Source organism: Maledivibacter halophilus (assembly GCF_900167445.1).
Taxonomy (GTDB): Bacteria; Bacillota; Clostridia; order Peptostreptococcales; family Caminicellaceae; genus Maledivibacter; species Maledivibacter halophilus.
This window is the reverse complement of sequence record NZ_FUZT01000009.1, coordinates 1-19,610: the sequence shown is the minus strand read 5'-3', so window position 1 is coordinate 19,610 and position 19,610 is coordinate 1. Positions and strand designations below refer to the sequence as shown.

Genomic DNA, 19,610 nt, shown 5'->3' with positions numbered 1-19,610 from the left:
TTGACTAAGATAAAGATATGTGGTTTAAAATGTGAAGATGACATACTCTATGCAAATAAGCTAAAGCCTGATTATGTAGGATTTGTTTTTGCTAAAAGCAAGAGACAAATAGATAAATATATAGCAAAAAAATTAATTACCAAGTTAGATAAAAATATTAAAACAGTTGGAGTATTTTTAAACAATTCTGTTGATACAGTAAAGGAAATAGCTGAGTTTTGTGAGCTTGATATTATTCAACTCCATGGTGATGAACCTCCAGAGTATTGTAATTTCTTTGATAGAGAAGTATGGAAGGCTTTTAGAGTGAAAACTAAAGAAAGCTTTAAAAATTTGAAACACTATAATGCCAATGGATATCTATTAGACACATATACTAAAGAAGCCTATGGAGGAACTGGTAAAGCCTTCAATTGGAGCTTAGCTTCAAAAATCAGCAAGGAAAAATTTATTATCTTAGCAGGTGGTCTTTCAGAGAACAGCATAGACAAAGCTATTGATATTGTAAAGCCAGCCGTTGTAGATGTCAGCAGTGGTGTTGAAACAAATGGGTCTAAAGATTTTGATAAGATGGAAAGATTTATTGGGAAAGTAAGGATGATAATATGAATACTAAACAAATAAACTCGTTCTTCTAAAGCAGAACATCGAAGCTTCAGATGGAGACTCTACTCCATCTGAAGAAAGTTCTAGCTTCCACTTATATTACTTAGTCTTCTGCTGAAAAAATTCTTGTTCCATCTTTTAATATCTTATAGCTCGAAAATATAGTCATGTTTTCAATGTTTACAGGCTCTATATCAGAATTATCTTTTACTGTCCTATCAACTTCTTTAGATCTTGTATCTGATTCTACATCCATTTATATTCCCTCCCTGTTAGGTTTTCAATTTTTTACTGTTTTTTACTATTATATGAATTTAACTGATTTATGAGAACGATTTCACTTGTTTTATTAAATCTTTGGGAATACTACCTATATCAAACACATCCTAGGATTTAGTGGATTAATATATTAAATGCATACATATAGCTACAAATGGCATTGCTATAATAGTTCTCATTACCCAAAGTATTAGTAAATCCCTAAACTTAACCGGTATTCCAAAGAAAATAATAGGCAACATGGTTTCAGTAATATATAATACTTGCATTAAAGAAATCATAACCACAAAAAACTTAGTTGCATCTGGTACAGCTGCTGCTCCTATTAATGCAGAAGGCAAAAACAAATCCAAGCCACCTACAAATATTGATTGAGCTGCGATTGTAGCTTCCGGAACCCCTAGCAAACTAATAATAGGAATAAAAGGTTTACTTAATATTACAAACAATGGAGTAAATTCATTTATTGCTAATACAACTCCACCAATTCCAAGCATCATTGGAACTACCTTCATAGAAACTCCAATACCATTTATAAAACCACTTGAAACTTCCTTAATAATACCATCAGAACTATCCGCTTTTAAAATAGCATTATTAAACCCTTTTTTTATTTGATGAATGCTAAATTTAACGTTTTCTGAGCGCATCTCTTCAGTTTGAATACTCCCATCGACATAAGAATCTGGATAATTTTTTATTGGAGGTATTCTGACCATTATTGCAGCTAATGCATATGTAATTACAAGATACATTAAAAACATTATATTAAACTTACTTATTAAACCAACATAACCTACACAAAATGCACAATATCCAACTGAATTCAAACTAAAGCCTGTAGATATTAATAATGCTTCTTTTGTTGTATAATGCTTGTCTTTATAAAGGGATGCAGTTAAAAAAATACCTACTACTGCAGCCCCAACAACCGATGCAATTGTATCTAGAGCACTCTTTCCAGGAACCTTAAATGCTGGTCTCATTATTGGCTCTAATACACTACCAATAACATCTAACAGTCCAAATGATGCTAAAAGGGGCAATACTGCACCTCCAACTGGTATAATTGTTATTGTAAAGGGTAAAATATCTGTTACCATAAATCCAGCTGATTTTGGACCATATAATACACTTATACCTGATTGAAGTAATATCATAACAGCAAGTATTGATGAAAATACGTATACTACTCCATGAAATGTATTATCTTCTTCAAAGAAATTACATATTTTCGAACCTTCTTTTGCAAATTTCTTAGCATAAATAAATCCGATCATCATTAATGGTGGATATGATAATATAATATATGGTACAGCATCTCCTAAAAGATTTAAAAGTCCTTTATAAATTGCTTCAAAAGGAAATTGTCCATTAATCTGTACAAAGAATATAAATATTCCTGATATTGATCCGAATATAAAAAGAAACAAACTTCTCCGATATGATGTCTTCAAATTTGACTCGTTAATAACATCTTCATGTTGAACCATTATAAAACCCCCTCTTCCTATGTTTTATTAATTATCTCTGTTTTTCTTTATATTTCTTAGAATTACTTTCAAAAGTGTTGTAATCATATTTTAAGTTTATACTTTTAAACACTAATGTTTATTTATTAACAAACATTACTATTGACTTTTTGCTTTAAAATGTTTAAAATAGTAAAATATAACAAATGGTGATTATATGATATTATTTCAGTAAAATTAGTCAAAAAATCCTAGGAAGGAATAGTGTTTGGATTTATATGGAAAGTTATGCCATTTCCTCAATTAATTTAGTTATGAAGTATTGGGACAATTTCATAATATATATTTAATCTTTACAGCTCATTACGTAGTATTCCCCATAATCAACTATAATTTTATAGCTTCTTTTTAACAAAGCATCAATTTCATCTCTTCCCGTATCAGCTTGCAAACCTTTTCCCAAAAGACTTAATAGCTTAGCAGGAGTAGCAATTATTATTATATTTTCTACTCCCACATTACTAATTACACTGCCGCTTATTTGTGGATTTCCTCTACCAAAAATAAATCCTTGTCCTCCAATAGGAGATATAATAATCTTCACCTTTTTATTTTTTGATATTTTTATTAAATCCCTTTCATTTGCATCCTTTAAAATAAGTTTTTTGTTATAAATAACATCGGGACCTAATAGTGTATATTCTAAATTAAGCCTTTCTAAAATAGCCTTTGTTGTAGTTCCTGCACCTACAATATAATAGGTATCCTCCTCCATATTATCAACTATATACTTTGAAATTCTTGATATAATTCCCTTATCCGTACTATTTGATCCTGATTTAAGTCCTTGTATATACTGTTTATCGAAGGGAACTTTCATATATCCATAAAGCTTTGCACTAACTCTACCATATCTCAATCCTTCTTCATCTATGTCCATTACCTCACGGTCCTTTAAAATAGATCTATTGTTTTCTAGATAATTAATAACTGCCCTTCCTGCGTTTTTAGGATTGCTGGCAAAAACCGCTGAGTGGATTTTTACACCTGTGGGAATTCCTATTACTGGAACTTTATCACCTACTACATTATAAATATTTCTTGCAGTTCCATCCCCCCCTGCAAAAACTATAACAGATGCTTTTCTCCTTATCATTTCCCTTGCTGCTTCTTCTGTATCCTTAAAGGATGTGGTTCCACCAGTTACAAATACCACTTCTGGCTTAATTCCAGCTTCAAGGCATTCTGCTTCCCCCATATCTCCACTTACCGTCATTATATTTATTGGCTTTTTATGTTCTTTTAAAATCTTAAGCATTTTTATTGTTTTATATGGTGATTCTTTAATGGCACCTGCTTCTATGGCTCTTTTTAATATATTCTCCCCATCGGTTCCCTTCAGTCCTACTTTTCCCCCCATACCGGCAATAGGATTAACAATTAAACCAATATTCATTTACTTTAATCCCTTTTTCCTTTTGTATACTCTCCATGTTACAATTAAATCTTTAGGATCTACTATTATCTCATCCTCTATTTTTGAAATAGGCCCATTATGGGGTGCTGTTTTTACAATTTCAGGATTTTCATAGGCTTCCTCTGAAATCTTAACAAATATGTCTGCATATTCATCAAGTTCCCTCTTAGAATATGACTCATTTGGTTCAGGGGTAAAGGGCTGCGGAATAAGCATTGGATGGTGACTTTGGAAAAATGTCTGTAATCCATAGTCTACTACCCTTCTATCGATATCATCAATTGTAACCCCTGTATCTTCTCTCAGTTTTTCAAAGCTATATCTTACTTGCTCAAGTCTATGACCACCATCTCCCCATGGTACACTAATTCCTTTTGCCTCTTTCAGTAGCCTATGCATCAAATAATTATTGTTGAGTATAGAGGTTTCTGCAACTTCTTTAAGTCCATCTGCTCCCATGGTAATTGTCCATGCATATGCCCTTAGTACCACAGCTACAACACCATAGAATTTTCTAAGCTTACCTATTGAATGGGGCCTATCATAATTCAAATAATATTTTTCCCCATCAAAATCAACCCTTGGATAGGGTAAATATTTTTCAAGTTCCTTTGTAACCCCTTGGGCTCCGCAACATGGACCCATAGAACCATGGGGTGAAGAAAAGGCCTTATGTAAATTAAAGTGACATAAATCAATTCCTGCTTCTTTAGCCCTTGCTATTCCAAATAATCCATTATAGTCTGCCATATCATATACACATAATCCACCGGCCTGATGTACTATATCTATGAATTCCTTTACCAGTGGATTGAAAATCCCCGTATCCTCTGGATTAGTAATAAAAAAACCTGCTGTCTTTTCTGAAACTGCTGCTTTTACATCTTCTATATCTGGGTATCCACTTTCAGTCGGCATAAGATTGATTACTTTAAAACCTTTAGTTTTTGGTGCAGCTGCATTAAGGGGATGGGATAGTACAGTTGTTATGACTTCTGTCCTTTGATCTCCTTCTCCTCTATCCTCATGGTATTTCTTTATAATTGATGCATTTGAATAGATAGCCATTCCACCACCACCGGGCTGAAATGAAAATGCATCCATACCGGATATTTCCTTCATTATTTGTTCAAAATCATACATAATCTTAAGTATTCCCTGGGCAGTATCTATATCTTGAAGGGGATGCATCTTAGCAATCTTAGGATTCCTGACAAACTGCTCATGGATCTTAGGACTATATTTCATAGTACAAGTACCAAGGCCAATGTCAATAGTTAAATCTTGCCCCAATGTTTCCTGGGATAATCTAAGATAATGTCTTAATACCTGCTGTTGTCCTAGCTCTGGCAAATCAGGTTTCTTTTTTCTCTTCATATTACTTGGAATTAAATTGTCAACCTCACCAAATAAATCCTTTAATTCTTCCTCAACATCGGGAAAAACAATTCCTCTTTGACCCTCTTCACTTAATTCTAAAATAATCGGTTCTTGCCATTTAGCTTCGTGAAAATCCCTTATTTTCTTATTTCTACTCATTTTTACCCCCCTTACTATCCTTTGATAAAAGAATTCTTTCTACTGCCTTAGCTAAATTTTCAATATCTTCCTTTCTCGTTGTTTCAGTAACACAATATAATGCCGATTGACCTAAATCAGTAAAATCCTTTGACAAATCGTAGCCGCCAAATATTTTTTCCTTTAGTAACTGCCTATTTATTTCCTCCACAGTTTTTCCTGTTCTATCAAAATTCACTACAAATTCTTTAAAGCTCTTACTCTCTTGGTACAATATTTCTACTCCCTTAATTTCTCCTAATACTTTTTTAGCATAATTACTCTTATATAATATATTTCTTCCCACTTCATACATTCCCTGGGGACCAAGAAGTGAGAGGTAAACCGCAGCTGTTATTGCCCAAAGACCAACATTTGTTCCTAAAAATTCTACTGCTTCTTCTCTGCTGTGATAGCTTGTTCTTTGATTTAGAGATCGGCTAAATCCAAATTCACCCTTTTCATTTTCATATAAGCTGTAAAAGTGATTTGGGAAATTCATTATATATTTTTCTTCATCCTTACTTGCAATAATTCCACCGAGACCGCTTCCATAGCCCATATGTATTCCTAAGGCCTGTAATTCTCCACAAATAATATCACCGCCATATACTGCTGGTGTTTCTAAAACACCTAATGAAATAGGATCAACCGATACAACAAATTCAGCTCCATAACTATGTGCGATTTCACTTATTTTTTCTCCCTGCTCCTCGATACATCCTAAAAAATTAGGATTTTCTATATAAACACATGCTGTTTTTTCTGAAATCTTATCCTTAAGATCATCTAAATCCAATTGTCCAGTAGCTTTATTTGCTTTGATTTTTTTTATTTCCATAAAATCGCAATACTCTTTTATTTGATTAACTATATCCTTATCGATTATTTCAGGAATCAATACCTCTTTTCTGCCATTAATTCTATGGGCCATTCGTATTGAAGTATTAGCTGCTTGACCTCCATCATAGGTAGCTAGCCCAACTACATCCATTTCCAACAACTCACCAATTAAACTTGTATATTCAAATATGGCTTGACATTTACCATGGTCTGAATAAGTATCTCCACAGTAGGCCGTTAAAAACTCACTTCTTCCATTAATTTCATCACATACCGCTGGAACATAGTGATTATAGCATCCTGCCCCTAGAAAATTTACATACTCATCACAGGATTTATTTTGATTTATAATTCCTTCTACATGATGCTTTAATTCTATTTCTGATAAAATAGGTCCTGGAATATTAAGCTTACCCTTTACTCTTAAATGCTTAGGAATACTTTGATACAGCTCCTCTACCTTCTCTACTCCAATTTCCTTTAGCATTTCTTCTTTAATTTTTGAAACGCTATTTGGTATATATGGATATACAACATTATCCCTTTTCTCCACTACATTTCATCTCCCTTCTAATTTTTTAAAGATTTTATATTATGGCTTTAAGATAATCTTTATTGCTTCCCTTTTTTGGATTACCTCCCAAGCCTTATCCATATCCTTTAAATCGAAATGATGTGAAATAAGGGGCTCAACTACTACCTTCCCAGTTTCCACTAAATCAATACACTCTTTGTATTCATTTCTTGTATAACAAATTGTTCCGAATATAGTTAATTCACTTCTTACTACTTTTCCAAAATCTGCTTCAACTGGTTTATGATATATTCCTGTTATTCCATAAACTCCACCCTTTTTAAGTATTTTTATTGCAGGGTCTATAACACTTGGATGGCCAGCAGCATCTATTAATATATCTACCATTTCTCCATCTGTAATTTCTTTTATTCTCTCTACTACATTTTCTTCACTTGCATTAATCGTATAATCAGCACCTGTTTTTTTAGCAATTTCTAGTCTTTTTTCATCTCCCTTTACACCAATATTTATAACTGTTTTTGCTCCTTGAGCCTTAACAGTTTGAACTCCATATAGTCCTATAGGACCAGGTCCATATACCACTACTACATCCTTGGCTCCAATATTGGCTTTCTTTACTGTTCTATATACCGATGCAATAGGGTCAATTGAAGCCCCTTGATCATAGGTCATAGAATCACTTAATTTAAATACTGTTTTAGCTGGAACTGATACATATTCTGCAAATGCTCCATCCACATGTATTCCTGTTTCTATAAGTTCATCACATAAAGACTCTTTTCCATCTATACAAAATTTGCAATTTCCACATCCAATTACAAGCCCTGCTGTTACTCGATCTCCTATGGTAAAATTCTTTACATTACTTCCTACCTCTACTATATCTCCTGAAAATTCATGGCCTGGTATCATGGGAAAAGGAACATCTCTAGTTCCTCCAAGTATAGGAATATCGGTACCACATATTCCTACAGAAACAACTTTTATTAATACTTCATCTTCTTTGATTACTGGCTTTTTAACATCCTTTATGGCAAAACCAGGTCCTCTTTTCTCTTTTACTATTGCTAACATATTATCACCCCTATTTTTTAAAATGGTATAATAATATACATAGCAATTATCATGCCGATAAAGAATAACAGGGTTCTTTTAAAATCCATGTGTTGAATTGATTGTGGTTTGAGTATTTTGAATTTTATAATTTTTATAAAAAAATAACAACTATTTGATTTATTTCTGTATCAAATAGTTGTTATTTATATAATTATTCCTCAATTTAGATTGCTTACAGCTTTCTTGATTCATTTAGTAATCTAGATACTAATATTAATCAAATTATTTTTTGATTAATACTTTTAATCTAGGAATTTGTTCAATCAATATCCAGTAAAATTTACATTCTATATATTTTTTGGACTAATACCATATTTTTTCATTTTCCTAACAACTGTAGGTTGACTTACCCCTAATGCTTTTGCCATTTCTCTTGTATTCTTATATTTTAATGAAGCCTTTTTTATCACTTGCCTTTCAACATTCTGAACAATTTCATTTAATTTCCCTTTTCCACAAGAGTAATTTATATCATAACAAAATTTTTCCTCATCGAATTCAATTAGATATTCAGCACTTATTATAGTTATATCAGAAGTAACAATTAACCGCTCAATTAAATTTTCAAGTTCTCTTATATTACCTGGCCAATCGTATTTCTCCAATAATCTAAGGGCCTTTCTAGATAATTTGCAATATCTATTATATTTTTTATTATACTTTTTAATAAAATAGTCAACAAACAGCACAATGTCATCTCTTCTATCCCTAAGTGGTGGAATTGAAACAGGAATTACATTTAATCTATAATATAAATCTTCTCTGAATTTTCCTTTTTTTATAAGTTCTATCAGATTGCAATTTGTTGACGCTATTATTCTTATATCAATATTTATTGGCTTAGTTCCACCTAGATGGTAAATTTCCCTTTCTTGTATTACTCTAAGTATTTTTGACTGCAGTTGTGTTGGCATTTCTCCAATTTCATCTAAAAGTATTGTACCTTTTTGCGCCAGTTCAAACTTACCAAGTTTACTTTTTTGTGCCCCAGTAAAAGCACCTTTTTCATAGCCAAACAATTCTGACTCTAATAGATTCTCTGGAATTGCTGCACAATTAACTTTAATAAAGGGTCCTGATTTTCTATAACTTGAATTATGTACTTCTTTAGCTATAACTTCCTTGCCCGTTCCTGTTTCTCCTGTTATTAAGACTGTAGCATCGGATCCAGCGCCTTTATGAACTAGTTCTAACAATTTGATAAATTCACTATTTTTTCCTATAATTCTATTTCTACTCATATTTTGTTGTCTCAAATAGTTAATTTCTTCTTCATACTGTTCATTTAGTTTTTGTGTTTCTTCAATTCCTTGCTGTAATAACATTAGTTCTGTCATATCTCTAACTGTACTTACTACTCTTATAAATCTTTCATCATCATCAAAAACAGGATTAGCTGTCACTAAACATCTTTTCCCATTTTGGAAAGTATCTATTATAGTTACAGTTTTTTTAGTTTTACATACTTTAAGACCAGCAGATTCATTAAAATACCCCTTTTCAATAAGCTCCTGCATATGAAATCCAACTAAATTTTCTTTTTTAAGTCCAGTTATTTGTAAGTATGCATCATTTATATCTTCCGTATATCCATCTTTATCCATTATATACATACCATCATATGCATTATCAAAAATAGTTTTTTGTACTTTATATTTTTCTTTTATTATTTCTAACTCTTTTTTTATATCCATTTTTTCACTTCTTTCTCTTTTATACTTGTACAATATAAAAATATTTGATTCAAATAGATGGATTATGAATACTAAAAATTACTCAAAAGAAAAAAGAATGATTTCGGAAATTTAGTTAGAAAACTATCTGAAAGATTTCAGGAAAATTCGTAGAACTGACAGGATGTCAGTCCTTAAGCCTAAAGGAATGATATTTTTAAAATAGCCTTTTTGTCCATAAAGGAGCATGGCTATATTTCAAGTATAGAATATAACTAATCAGCTCAAGAGTAACAAATACTTTTCTATCCTTTATCACAACTTCCTATTTAGTAGGCTCTTCTTGTTTAAGATTACGACTTTTTCAGCTCATTAAAAATAGATAGCTGATTACTATCTATTTTCTCACTAGTTCTTCCATACTATTAATCATTCTTTCTTAAAATTTCTCTCTTAAATATAGGCCAATTAACTTTTAATAGCCTTAATTTCATTATATTTGGACTCAATATGAATATGTAACTGTTCAATTAATACCCTAATAGGAGGTAATTTTTTAAATTTTCTATATATTGATTATATCACAAAGCCCTTTAAAATTAAAGGAATTTGAAAAGTCTTAAAAACATTGAAAACAAATGAACTAGAACTTTTTTTAATATAATATAAACCATAAAAATGATATAATATAGAACATAAAAGCACAAAATAAACATATAGTTCAATGCCCTTGTAAACTGATCGCTATAGTATATAATTAAATTACTTGTAACAGCCTTGGAGGTTATCTAACATGACACATAAAAATAATAGCTGGTTTCGCCTTGATAATGCTGGAAAATTATATCCTTCTATAATGTCTTCAAGAGTAAGTACCTTATTTAGACTTTCTGTCACACTATATGAAATAGTTGATCCTGAGATATTGCAAAATGCTCTTAATATCCTAATGCCAAGGTTTCCTTATTTTCAGGTAAATCTTAAATCAGGTATATTTTGGTATTATTTTGTCCATACATCTAAAATCCCTTTAGTAGAAGAGGAAATTTTTTATCCATGCATGAATATGGAAGTTAAAAAAAGAGGAAAATTTCCCTTTAGAGTTTTATATTATAACAAAAGGATATCTGTAGAGTTCTCCCATTCTATAACTGATGGAACAGGTGGATTGATTTTTTTAAAATCATTAATTGTGGAATACTTCAGATTAAAGGGAATAGAGACTACAGACACAGAGGGGTTCTTTAAATATAATGAAGCACCACATATAGAAGAATATGAAGATGCTTTTAAAAAATATTATAATAAAAAAATTCCAAAGCCCCCCAAAAAAGATAGAGCTTTCAAATTTCCATTTTCCCTAGAGGAAAAAGGTGTATATCATATTGTAACTGGTATAATACCTTCAAAAGCCATATTATCTAAGGCTAAAGAGTTCAATGTTTCTTTGACAGAATTTCTTTTAGCACTGTATTTTCAGTCAATTTTAGAAATTATTTATTCAATGCCTTCTAAAAAAAGGAAAAAACTCATAAAGCCAATAATACTTAATGTTCCTGTAAATTTAAGAGGAATATATCCGTCAAAAACAATGCGCAACTTTTTTATAAGTGTAACTCCTAAAATAGACCCTAGGCTTGGAATATATAGTTTCGAAGAAATTATTAAATATGTTCATTATTTTATGCAAACAGAAATTGATAAAAGATATATAAGTCAACAGATAAAAATGAATGTAAAAAGTGAATTGTCAATTATACTTAGATTATTTCCATTACCTTTGAAAAACTTAGTTTTACCTATAGCCTATAATATTGTTGCCGAAAGCCGTTATACAAGTGGCTTATCGAATATGGGTAAAATAACCATGCCAAAGGAAATTGAAGAATATATCGATAGATTTGATTTATATCCTCCTCCCAGTCAAGGTAATATCATTAAGGTAGCTATTATTAGCTATAGGGATAAGCTTAATATAACTTTTGGTAAATTGACAAGTAATAACGATGTAGAAAGAATTTTCTTTAGAAAAATAAGGAAAATGAACATACCAGTAAAAATTGAAACAAATTAAGGAGTGAAAATATATGCCTTACTGTTCAAAATGTGGCGTAGAAGTTGATTATAGTATTAAAAAATGCCCTTTATGTGATTTCCCTATTCCAGATATAATGCCAGAAAAAAAAGAAGATACAGACAGATTTCCAACTCCACAAAACGATTATCCTAGTAAGATTGAAAAAAGAAAACGTAGAATATTCATCATTATTTCTGTGATTCTTTTAACTGCTATTGAAATTATGTTATTTCAAAATCTTTCAGAAGAAGGGAAATTCACCTGGTCAAGGTATAGTGTTGTCAGTGTAATTGCAAGCTGGATTTATTTATTTTTTATATTTAAGTTTATTCCCAAATTTAAAGTTTCAGTAATAGGTATAAGCATTACTACAATTATTCTATTATACTTTTTAGACATATTTAATGGACACCTGGATTGGTTTATACCTATCGGACTTCCCTGTGTCATTATTTGCACTATAACTACACTAATTTTTGCTTATCTTTTTAAAAAGACTAGGAAAAAGGGATTAAACATTATATCATATATTTTTATGTCTATAACACTTTGCTGTGTGGTAACAGAAACTTTTATATCACTACATACAAATCACTATGTCAAATTGTATTGGTCTTTAATTGTAGCTTTATCTTTATTTCCTTTTTCCGTATTATTTCTTTATCTGCATTATGGACTACCGGAAAAATATAAGATTAAACTTGAAAGAAAGTTTCATATATAGTTTCTTATCTTCTATAGCCTTAGGAGTGATAATTTGAACATAATTAACATAATTAAGGAAAATCGAAGGAAAGTCGAGAATGTTTTTGCCATATGTATATTAAGTGTATTTATGGGCCAAATATATATTACTCCTTATACATATGGTTTTAGACTATCTTTTGCAGTAGTTATTTTATCCTTGTTTTTATTATATTTTAAAGATTATAATGCTATTTTCATTTGTATTTTAGTTGGTTTTTCAATGTTTCTATTTAGAAGTATAGTAGTATTTTTAAACAATGGTTTTTATAGCTTTAGTGAAGTCATATTAATATACATACCAGTTATTACTTTCTATATATCCTTTGGTATTCTTTTTCAACTATTAGAGGTACGACATAAAACCAACAGTCCCTTAAATTTCATGCTTAGCCTATGGGTTTGCGATTCCTTTTCAAATTTAGTAGAAGCTTTTACACGTAAAGTTTGGACATCAGGTCACTTTGACAAAATTATTATGCTAATAATTATTATAGGCTTTATAAGAACTATAATTAACTATTTGGTTTTTTGGTTAAGTAGTTATTACGTAAAAAGATTTAAAAAAGACCAAAGAGAAAAGCATTTTAGAGACTTGATTTTATTTACTTCCCGCTTGAAAACAGAGCTATTTTTTTTAAATAAATCTAGAAATGATATAGAAAACACAGTATGCTTAATACATAATTATTATCATGATATTGAAGACCCAGATTTAAAATCTGTTTTATTAAAGGTGGCTAAGGAAATACATGAGGTGAAAAAGGATTATCTAAGGGTAATAGCAGGAATGGAATCAGCCTTTGATAAAAAAAGTGTCGTCAATTATATGAGCAACAAAGATATTTTATATATCATTAAAGACAATATGAGTAAAATTGCTGAAAAGCATAATAAAAAAATATCCATTGATATTAACTATAATTCCATTTTTACCACAAAGGAATATTATCATTTAATATCCATACTTAACAATCTAGCTATAAATAGTATTGAAGCTATTGATAAATTTGGTAAAATTAAAATCAATTGTTTAAGGAATAATGATATAGTTAAATTCATAGTTTGGGATAACGGACCAGGTATAAGAAAAGATAAATTAATAGATATTTTTGATGCTGGTTACTCATCTAAGTACGATAGGATAACAGGTAAAATGTCTAGTGGTGTAGGATTAACCCATGTTCAACACATAGTAGAAAATTATTTCAAAGGAAAGATAAGGGTAGAATCCAAGCTAAACAAATATACTGAATTTACAGTGGAGATACCCTATTATAAGCTTAGTGGAGGTGAATAATGAAAAACTCTATTTTTGTTGTTGATGATGATAAGGGAATAGTAAATGTTTTGAATAATATTATCAATGAAAACTTTCCAAATGAATTCGTTGGTATGGCCACCACAGGCAGCAAAGCAATAAAGGAAATCTCTTCATTAAAACCAGATATAATACTATTAGATTACTTATTACCAGATAAGGATGGCTTAGATGTAATAAGGGAAATTCAAACCCTTTACTTCCCTACAATTATTATGATTTCAGAAGTAAGTGATAAAAACATGATTGCCAAAGCATATAATCACAATATAGAATTCTTTATCAATAAGCCAATAAATGTAATTGAAGTAATAACTATAATAAACAAGGCTAAAAGAAACATAATGATGAAAAGCATAATAGATAGCTTTAAAGATACCTTTTCAAATATAGATTATTTAACGAAATTAGAAAATAATTCTTCAGACAATTATGTGAAAAATAAGATAAAAAAATTTTATAGCAGATTGGGTATAATTGGTGAAACTGGCTGCGATGACCTTATAAAAGCTATTATTTGGGTAAATAAGCTTGATGGAAACAAATATAAATTGTCAGATATGTATAAAGCCCTTGTTGACAATCCCAAGGATAAAACTCAATTATATGCTGTTGAACAACGTATAAGACGAACAATATCTAAATCATTTAATATAATGGCTTCCCTTGGTATTGAAGATTATATGAATCCTGTTTTTGAAAACTACGGTCCTCAATTATTTGATTTTAATGAACTTCGAAAACAAATGAATTATCTACGGGGTAACTCCCTTAAGCAGGGAAAAATAAATATAAGAAAATTTATTGAAAGCAGTATTATTCTTATAAAGGATTCAATTTAAGATTATTTTAAATTATCTGAATCTAATTGGTCTGTATCAGTCTTTTTATGTCTTTTTCCGTCTGAAATGGTATATTTTATTATTAGTGTCAAAGATAAACAGATTTAGGTCTAATAAATTTTGAGTCCTTATTCTGTTTATCTTTAATAAAATATAATTTTCAGAAAGGGAGGAGATTATGAAAAAGTTAAAACTTACAACTAAAATTTTCTTAGGTCTTATAGTCGGTATTATTGTAGGTCTGTTTATGCAAGGTGTACCTGATATAGCTCAAACATATATCAAGCCCTTCGGTACTTTATTCATCAATATGATTAAGATGATCATAGTTCCATTGGTTTTTTCATCTCTAATCGTTGGTGCTGCAAGTATCGGTGATGTTAAATCCCTAGGTAGAATTGGAGGTAAAACAGTTATTTATTATCTTTCTACTACAGCAATTGCAGTATCTATAGGTTTACTATTAGGTAAGATAATAAACCCTGGTAGTGGTTTAAGTATACCAGTAGATGCTAATATGGCTGCTGAACAAGCCCCATCTGTGGCATCCATATTGCTGAATATAATCCCAAGCAATCCTTTAAATGGCTTAGTATCTGGAAATATATTGCAAATAATAGCCTTCGCTTTATTCTTAGGTGTTGGATGCACCGCTATAGGCGAAGAAAAATCCAAGCCCTTTGTTGATTTCTTTGAAAGCTTAGCAGAAATAATGTATAAAATCACAGCATTTATAATGGAACTATCGCCCTATGGTATATTTGCATTAATTGTTCCTGTAATTTCCCAATATGGTATTGATGTATTAAAACCTCTTAGCATGGTTATTTTTGCAGTTTACTTCGGCTGTTTCTTACATGCTGTTTTAGTATATTCTTCTGCTGTTAAGATATTTGGTAAAATAAGTCCTGTTAAATTTTTTAAAGGTATTGCTCCTGCTGCTATAACAGCATTTAGTACAACAAGTTCATCTGGAACCCTTCCGGTGACAATAAAGTCTACCCGTGAAAGTCTAGGTGTTTCGGAAAAAATAGCTAGTTTTGTACTTCCTTTAGGTGCAACCATAAATATGGACGGTACTGCACTGTATCAAGGTGTATGTGCACTCTTTATCGCTCAGGTCTATGGAGTCGATCTATCCTTCGGGCAAATTGCTACTATCATTTTAACTGCAACACTTGGTTCTATCGGAACTGCAGGAGTACCAGGGGGAGGATTTATAATGTTAACCCTTGTACTACAATCAGTAAATCTACCACTGGATGGTCTTGTTCTTATAGCCGGTATAGAAAGAATACTTGATATGGCAAGAACTTCTGTAAATGTAATTGGAGATACCTCATGTGCTGTGGTCGTTGCTTCAACAGAAAATGAATTGGAACCAATCGGTGAACCTTCAAGTTAAATAGTATAAAATTAAAGGCAATCTTGCTAGAGTCAAACATCCTAGCAAGATTGCTTTTTTTCTTTCTTTAAAATAAAACTGTCGTCAACTATCAAGTTTCACTATGGAAATCTATATAATTGACTTTAGTTATATGATATAATGGAGATTAATTGAAATATTTTTTTGATGTACTATAATTAGCATATAATGAAGAAAATATGGAGGAAAAACATGAGTGAAAATAGTAAAAATATAAAAGGAAAGAAAACAATAAATTCAGTAACAAAAGCTATAGAAATAATGGAATTTATAGCATATTCGGATGAAGAGGTAGGGGTAACTGAAATAAGTAATAGTTTAAATTATGGTGTAAGTGCAACTTATCATCTGTTAAACACTTTAAGAAAGGTTAATATTATTGAACAAAATCCTAAAACAAAAAAATATAGATTAGGAATTAAACTTTGGCAAATTGGCAAAATAGCTAATGAACAAAATCGTCTTTCTTTAATACTAAAACCATACTTGAAAAAACTAAAAAATTTAACAGAAGAAACTTCTAATTTAACTGTATTAGATAACAATGAGATAGTATATTTAGCTCAGGAAGAAAGTGATAGATTAGTTAAAATGTTTACTAAAACTGGAGCTAGAGCACCTCTATACTGTAGTGCTGCAGGGAAAATACTGTTAGCATATCAATCTCCTGAAAAACAAAAAACTATACTTGAAAGTTTAAATCTTAAAAAATTTACTGATAAAACTATTATTGATATAAATACTTTAAAGAATGAACTAAATAAAATCAAGAATAATGGATATGGATTTGACCATGAAGAAAGAGAATTAGGAGTAAGCTGTATTGCTGCCCCAGTTTTAGGATTTAACGACGAAATAATTGCTGCCATAAGTATATCAGGACCGACCTCTAGATTTAACGAAGAAAACACTGGAAAATGGATAGAATATATACTTGAAATTACAAATGAAGCTTCTAAATACTTTAAAAACAAATAAATATAGAAAACTTTAATTTTATCAAGCATCAAATATTTTATCTATAATTTATAATAAAAATATGACCCCTTTCTTCATTAAATTATTTTGAAAGGAGCCTTTTTGAGATTATTAAAATATTACATTTGAAAACTTATTTAGTTATATTTTTCCATCATCTTTTTATCTTCCTCCATTAAATCCTCAGCAAATTCCCACATATTCATGCTATTCCAAAATGATAGATTACTATGGGCTTCAAAATACTTCATTGGAATAGGATGAGTTCCAATTACTACTGGAATCTTATACTTATTTTCTATAAATTCTTTAAATTGGCGAATTCTTGGACATGGAGGATATCCCACTACCATTCCAGTTGCTAAATGTATTACATCCACCCCATTCTTTATCATTTCTTCAGGAACATATTCGATATTTCCTCCCGGACAGCCTCCACAACTTGTATATCCCACTAAAACCAGTTCTTCTTCCTTAGAATATCGAGCAAAGCCCCCTTCCCTCTCTCTTAAAGCCTTCAGACATTTACCTCCGCCACAATTATGATACCTTCCACATATGATAATGCCTACTTTTTTCATGGAATTTAATCCTCTTTTCTTTTTAAAATTTCTAATTAGATCTTATATATTTCTTTAGACCTTCTTCTAATATCAGCATTGCCTTTTTTAAAGACTCTTCATTTAAAACATAGGATATTCTAACTTCATCTTTTCCTAGCCCCTCAGTGGCATAAAACCCTTCTGCTGGTGCCATCATCACTGTTTCATTGTCTACATCAAATTCCTTTAACATCCAAATGACAAATTTTTCAGCATCTTTTACCGGAAGCTTTGCTATCACATAAAAAGCCCCTTCAGGTTTTCTGCAAAAAACTCCATCAATATTATTAAGTGCATTATAAACAATGTCTCTACGCTTCTTATACTCCTTAGCCACATCCTTAAAATATTGATCTTGAACATTAATTAAGGATGCTGCTCCTATTTGCTCCATAGTAGGCACACAAAGTCTACTTTGGCATAATTTCAATATTTGCTCCATTAGTTCTTTGTTGGTTGATGCAACACATCCAATCCTAGCACCACAAGCACTATATCTTTTAGAAATACTATCTGTTATAATAACCTGGTCCTTTATATCTTCAAGTTGAGCAAAGCTTATGTAATTTAATCCATCATATATAAACTCTCTATAAACTTCATCTGCTATAATAAAAAGATTATATTCCTTAGCAATATCCCTAAGCATATATATTTCTTTATCAGTATATACTGTTCCCGTAGGATTACTTGGATTGGAAATAAGTATTGCTTTAGTTTTACAGTTTATAAGTTTTTCTATTTCATCTTTATTTGGAAGATGAAATCCTTCCTGGGCCTTGGTAGTAATAGGAACAACCTTTATTCCTCCAACTTCACTAAAGCCACTATAATTTGTATAAAAGGGTTCAGGAATGAGTACCTCATCTCCATAATCACAAACAGCTAATAATGTAAACAGCAAAGCTTCACTTCCACCATTGGTAATAATAATATCGTCCTTATCAAAATTGATATTATGTTTTTTATAATACTTACTAAAGCTATTTCTTAATTCTGGCATGCCTTCTGAAAATGAATACTTCAAAACTTTTTCATCAAAACTTTTAAGTGCTTGGAAAAAAACTTTTGGAGTAGGAATATCTGGCTGTCCAATATTTAAATGGTATACCCTTTTTCCATTCTTTTTCGCTTCTTCAGCAATAGGTACCAATTTCCTTATAGGTGATTGCTGCATAGATGCTATTCTGTTCGATAATTTCATTTTGCTTCCTCTCCTTAAATTATAAAAATTTGAGCTCAGCAGTAGTATACTATACAACTTACTTATTTTCAAAGTATTATAAGGATAAACAACTTTAAGAAGTATCCATAGTGAAGCAAATTGAATTTTTTGTTTGCTTCACTATGAAGCACTTCTATAAAGCTTTCTTATCACCTATTCAGCCAGTTCAGTAGTCAAAGCCGCGACACCTTTACCCATTACATCCTTCATACCTGATTTATATAGAGCTCTTTCTATAGTTGATAGGGTTGACACTAAATCATGGGTATCTATATTTCCCATATGTCCTAATCTAAACATTTTACCGGCATAGGCTCCTAATCCTCCTGCCACTGCTATACCTTCCTGTGCAAGCAAACTTCTAAACTTTCCATCGTCTATACCCTCTGGATATATTAGGTTTGATAATGTAACTGCCCTATGATCCTTTTCTGCCAGTATTTTAAAGCCTAATTCCTCCAATGCCTTTTGCATTGCCCTTCCAACTTTTTTATGTCTTTCATATCTATTTTCTATTCCCTCTTCTTTTATTATCTTTACTGATTCTTTAAAGGCCCATATCATATTAACTGCTGGTGTTGCAAAGTATTTTGCTGGATTATCCATTATTGGTTCCCATTTCTTAAAGTCTGCATAATATTCTGGTATGTCTCCAAGTGTTTCTCTTCTTTTTAAGGCTGTTGGTCCTGCCAACACTATTGCAAGGCCTGGAGCTACTCCAAAGGCTTTTTGTGATCCCGTTAATAATACATCGATACCAAAATCATGCATATATTCTGGTTCTGCTGCTGTTGCACATACTCCATCTACTATATACATTGTATCTTTAAATTT

At 30.9% G+C, this 19,610-nt stretch carries 17 protein-coding genes; 7 read left to right on the top strand and 10 right to left on the bottom strand.

Features of this window, described 5'->3' with window-relative positions; translation table 11 throughout:
* A complete protein-coding gene (locus B5X81_RS16860) occupies positions 1-609 on the top strand; it encodes a phosphoribosylanthranilate isomerase (RefSeq protein WP_079493298.1) in 609 nt (202 codons plus the stop codon).
* Positions 610-709: 100 nt separating this feature from the next.
* Here B5X81_RS16860 and B5X81_RS27570 read toward each other — a convergent pair whose 3' ends face one another.
* The 7 genes from B5X81_RS27570 to B5X81_RS16830 all read right to left on the bottom strand — a co-directional run bounded on the left by B5X81_RS27570 (position 710) and on the right by B5X81_RS16830 (position 9,582).
* Positions 710-862 (bottom strand): hypothetical protein, encoded by a 153-nt coding sequence (locus B5X81_RS27570; protein WP_170917474.1) that lies wholly within the window; start codon positions 860-862, stop codon positions 710-712.
* A 145-nt stretch (positions 863-1,007) separates the two neighbouring features.
* Positions 1,008-2,378, bottom strand: coding sequence for a YjiH family protein (locus tag B5X81_RS16855; protein WP_079493297.1), 1,371 nt, complete (start codon positions 2,376-2,378; stop codon positions 1,008-1,010).
* A 325-nt stretch (positions 2,379-2,703) separates the two neighbouring features.
* Positions 2,704-3,813 (bottom strand): ATP-NAD kinase family protein, encoded by a 1,110-nt coding sequence (locus B5X81_RS16850; RefSeq protein ID WP_079493295.1) that lies wholly within the window; start codon positions 3,811-3,813, stop codon positions 2,704-2,706.
* Positions 3,814-5,373 carry an aminomethyl-transferring glycine dehydrogenase subunit GcvPB gene (gene gcvPB / locus B5X81_RS16845; protein ID WP_079493294.1) on the bottom strand — a complete coding sequence of 520 codons (1,560 nt, stop codon included), beginning with the start codon at positions 5,371-5,373 and terminating at the stop codon, positions 3,814-3,816.
* Positions 5,366-6,787, bottom strand: a complete 1,422-nt coding sequence (gcvPA, locus tag B5X81_RS16840) for an aminomethyl-transferring glycine dehydrogenase subunit GcvPA (protein ID WP_079493292.1) — start codon at positions 6,785-6,787, stop codon at positions 5,366-5,368. The genes gcvPB and gcvPA overlap by 8 nt, the downstream gene beginning before the upstream one ends.
* A 39-nt stretch (positions 6,788-6,826) precedes the next feature.
* On the bottom strand, positions 6,827-7,846 hold the full coding sequence (locus tag B5X81_RS16835; protein ID WP_079493291.1) for a zinc-dependent alcohol dehydrogenase: 1,020 nt from the start codon (positions 7,844-7,846) through the stop codon (positions 6,827-6,829).
* Between the two features lie 329 nt (positions 7,847-8,175).
* The gene (locus B5X81_RS16830; RefSeq protein WP_079493290.1) at positions 8,176-9,582 is read right to left on the bottom strand and encodes a sigma-54 interaction domain-containing protein; all 1,407 of its coding nucleotides are present in this window, start codon (positions 9,580-9,582) and stop codon (positions 8,176-8,178) included.
* Positions 9,583-10,354: 772 nt separating this feature from the next.
* Between B5X81_RS16830 and B5X81_RS16825 the strand changes: the two genes are divergently transcribed.
* The 6 genes from B5X81_RS16825 to B5X81_RS16800 all read left to right on the top strand — a co-directional run bounded on the left by B5X81_RS16825 (position 10,355) and on the right by B5X81_RS16800 (position 16,949).
* Positions 10,355-11,635, top strand: a complete 1,281-nt coding sequence (locus B5X81_RS16825) for a hypothetical protein (RefSeq protein ID WP_079493288.1) — start codon at positions 10,355-10,357, stop codon at positions 11,633-11,635.
* A gap of 13 nt (positions 11,636-11,648) precedes the next feature.
* A complete protein-coding gene (locus B5X81_RS16820; protein WP_079493287.1) occupies positions 11,649-12,362 on the top strand; it encodes a DUF6320 domain-containing protein in 714 nt (237 codons plus the stop codon).
* Between the two features lie 33 nt (positions 12,363-12,395).
* Positions 12,396-13,682 (top strand): ATP-binding protein, encoded by a 1,287-nt coding sequence (locus B5X81_RS16815; RefSeq protein ID WP_079493285.1) that lies wholly within the window; start codon positions 12,396-12,398, stop codon positions 13,680-13,682.
* Positions 13,682-14,545, top strand: a complete 864-nt coding sequence (locus tag B5X81_RS16810; RefSeq protein WP_079493284.1) for a response regulator — start codon at positions 13,682-13,684, stop codon at positions 14,543-14,545. Before B5X81_RS16815 ends, B5X81_RS16810 begins: the two co-directional genes overlap by 1 nt.
* 178 nt (positions 14,546-14,723) lie before the next feature.
* On the top strand, positions 14,724-15,950 hold the full coding sequence (locus tag B5X81_RS16805) for a dicarboxylate/amino acid:cation symporter (RefSeq protein ID WP_079493282.1): 1,227 nt from the start codon (positions 14,724-14,726) through the stop codon (positions 15,948-15,950).
* Positions 15,951-16,163: 213 nt separating this feature from the next.
* A complete protein-coding gene (locus B5X81_RS16800) occupies positions 16,164-16,949 on the top strand; it encodes an IclR family transcriptional regulator (RefSeq protein WP_170917473.1) in 786 nt (261 codons plus the stop codon).
* Positions 16,950-17,086: 137 nt separating this feature from the next.
* Here the strand turns inward: B5X81_RS16800 and B5X81_RS16795 are convergent, their stop codons facing one another.
* From B5X81_RS16795 to B5X81_RS16785, 3 genes are all read right to left on the bottom strand, one after another.
* A complete protein-coding gene (locus tag B5X81_RS16795) occupies positions 17,087-17,530 on the bottom strand; it encodes a CGGC domain-containing protein (RefSeq protein ID WP_079493279.1) in 444 nt (147 codons plus the stop codon).
* Between the two features lie 31 nt (positions 17,531-17,561).
* On the bottom strand, positions 17,562-18,755 hold the full coding sequence (locus tag B5X81_RS16790) for a pyridoxal phosphate-dependent aminotransferase (RefSeq protein WP_079493278.1): 1,194 nt from the start codon (positions 18,753-18,755) through the stop codon (positions 17,562-17,564).
* Positions 18,756-18,929: 174 nt separating this feature from the next.
* Positions 18,930-19,610, bottom strand: a 681-nt coding sequence (locus B5X81_RS16785; RefSeq protein ID WP_139380380.1) for a pyridoxal-phosphate-dependent aminotransferase family protein, incomplete at its 5' end; no start/stop codon positions are given.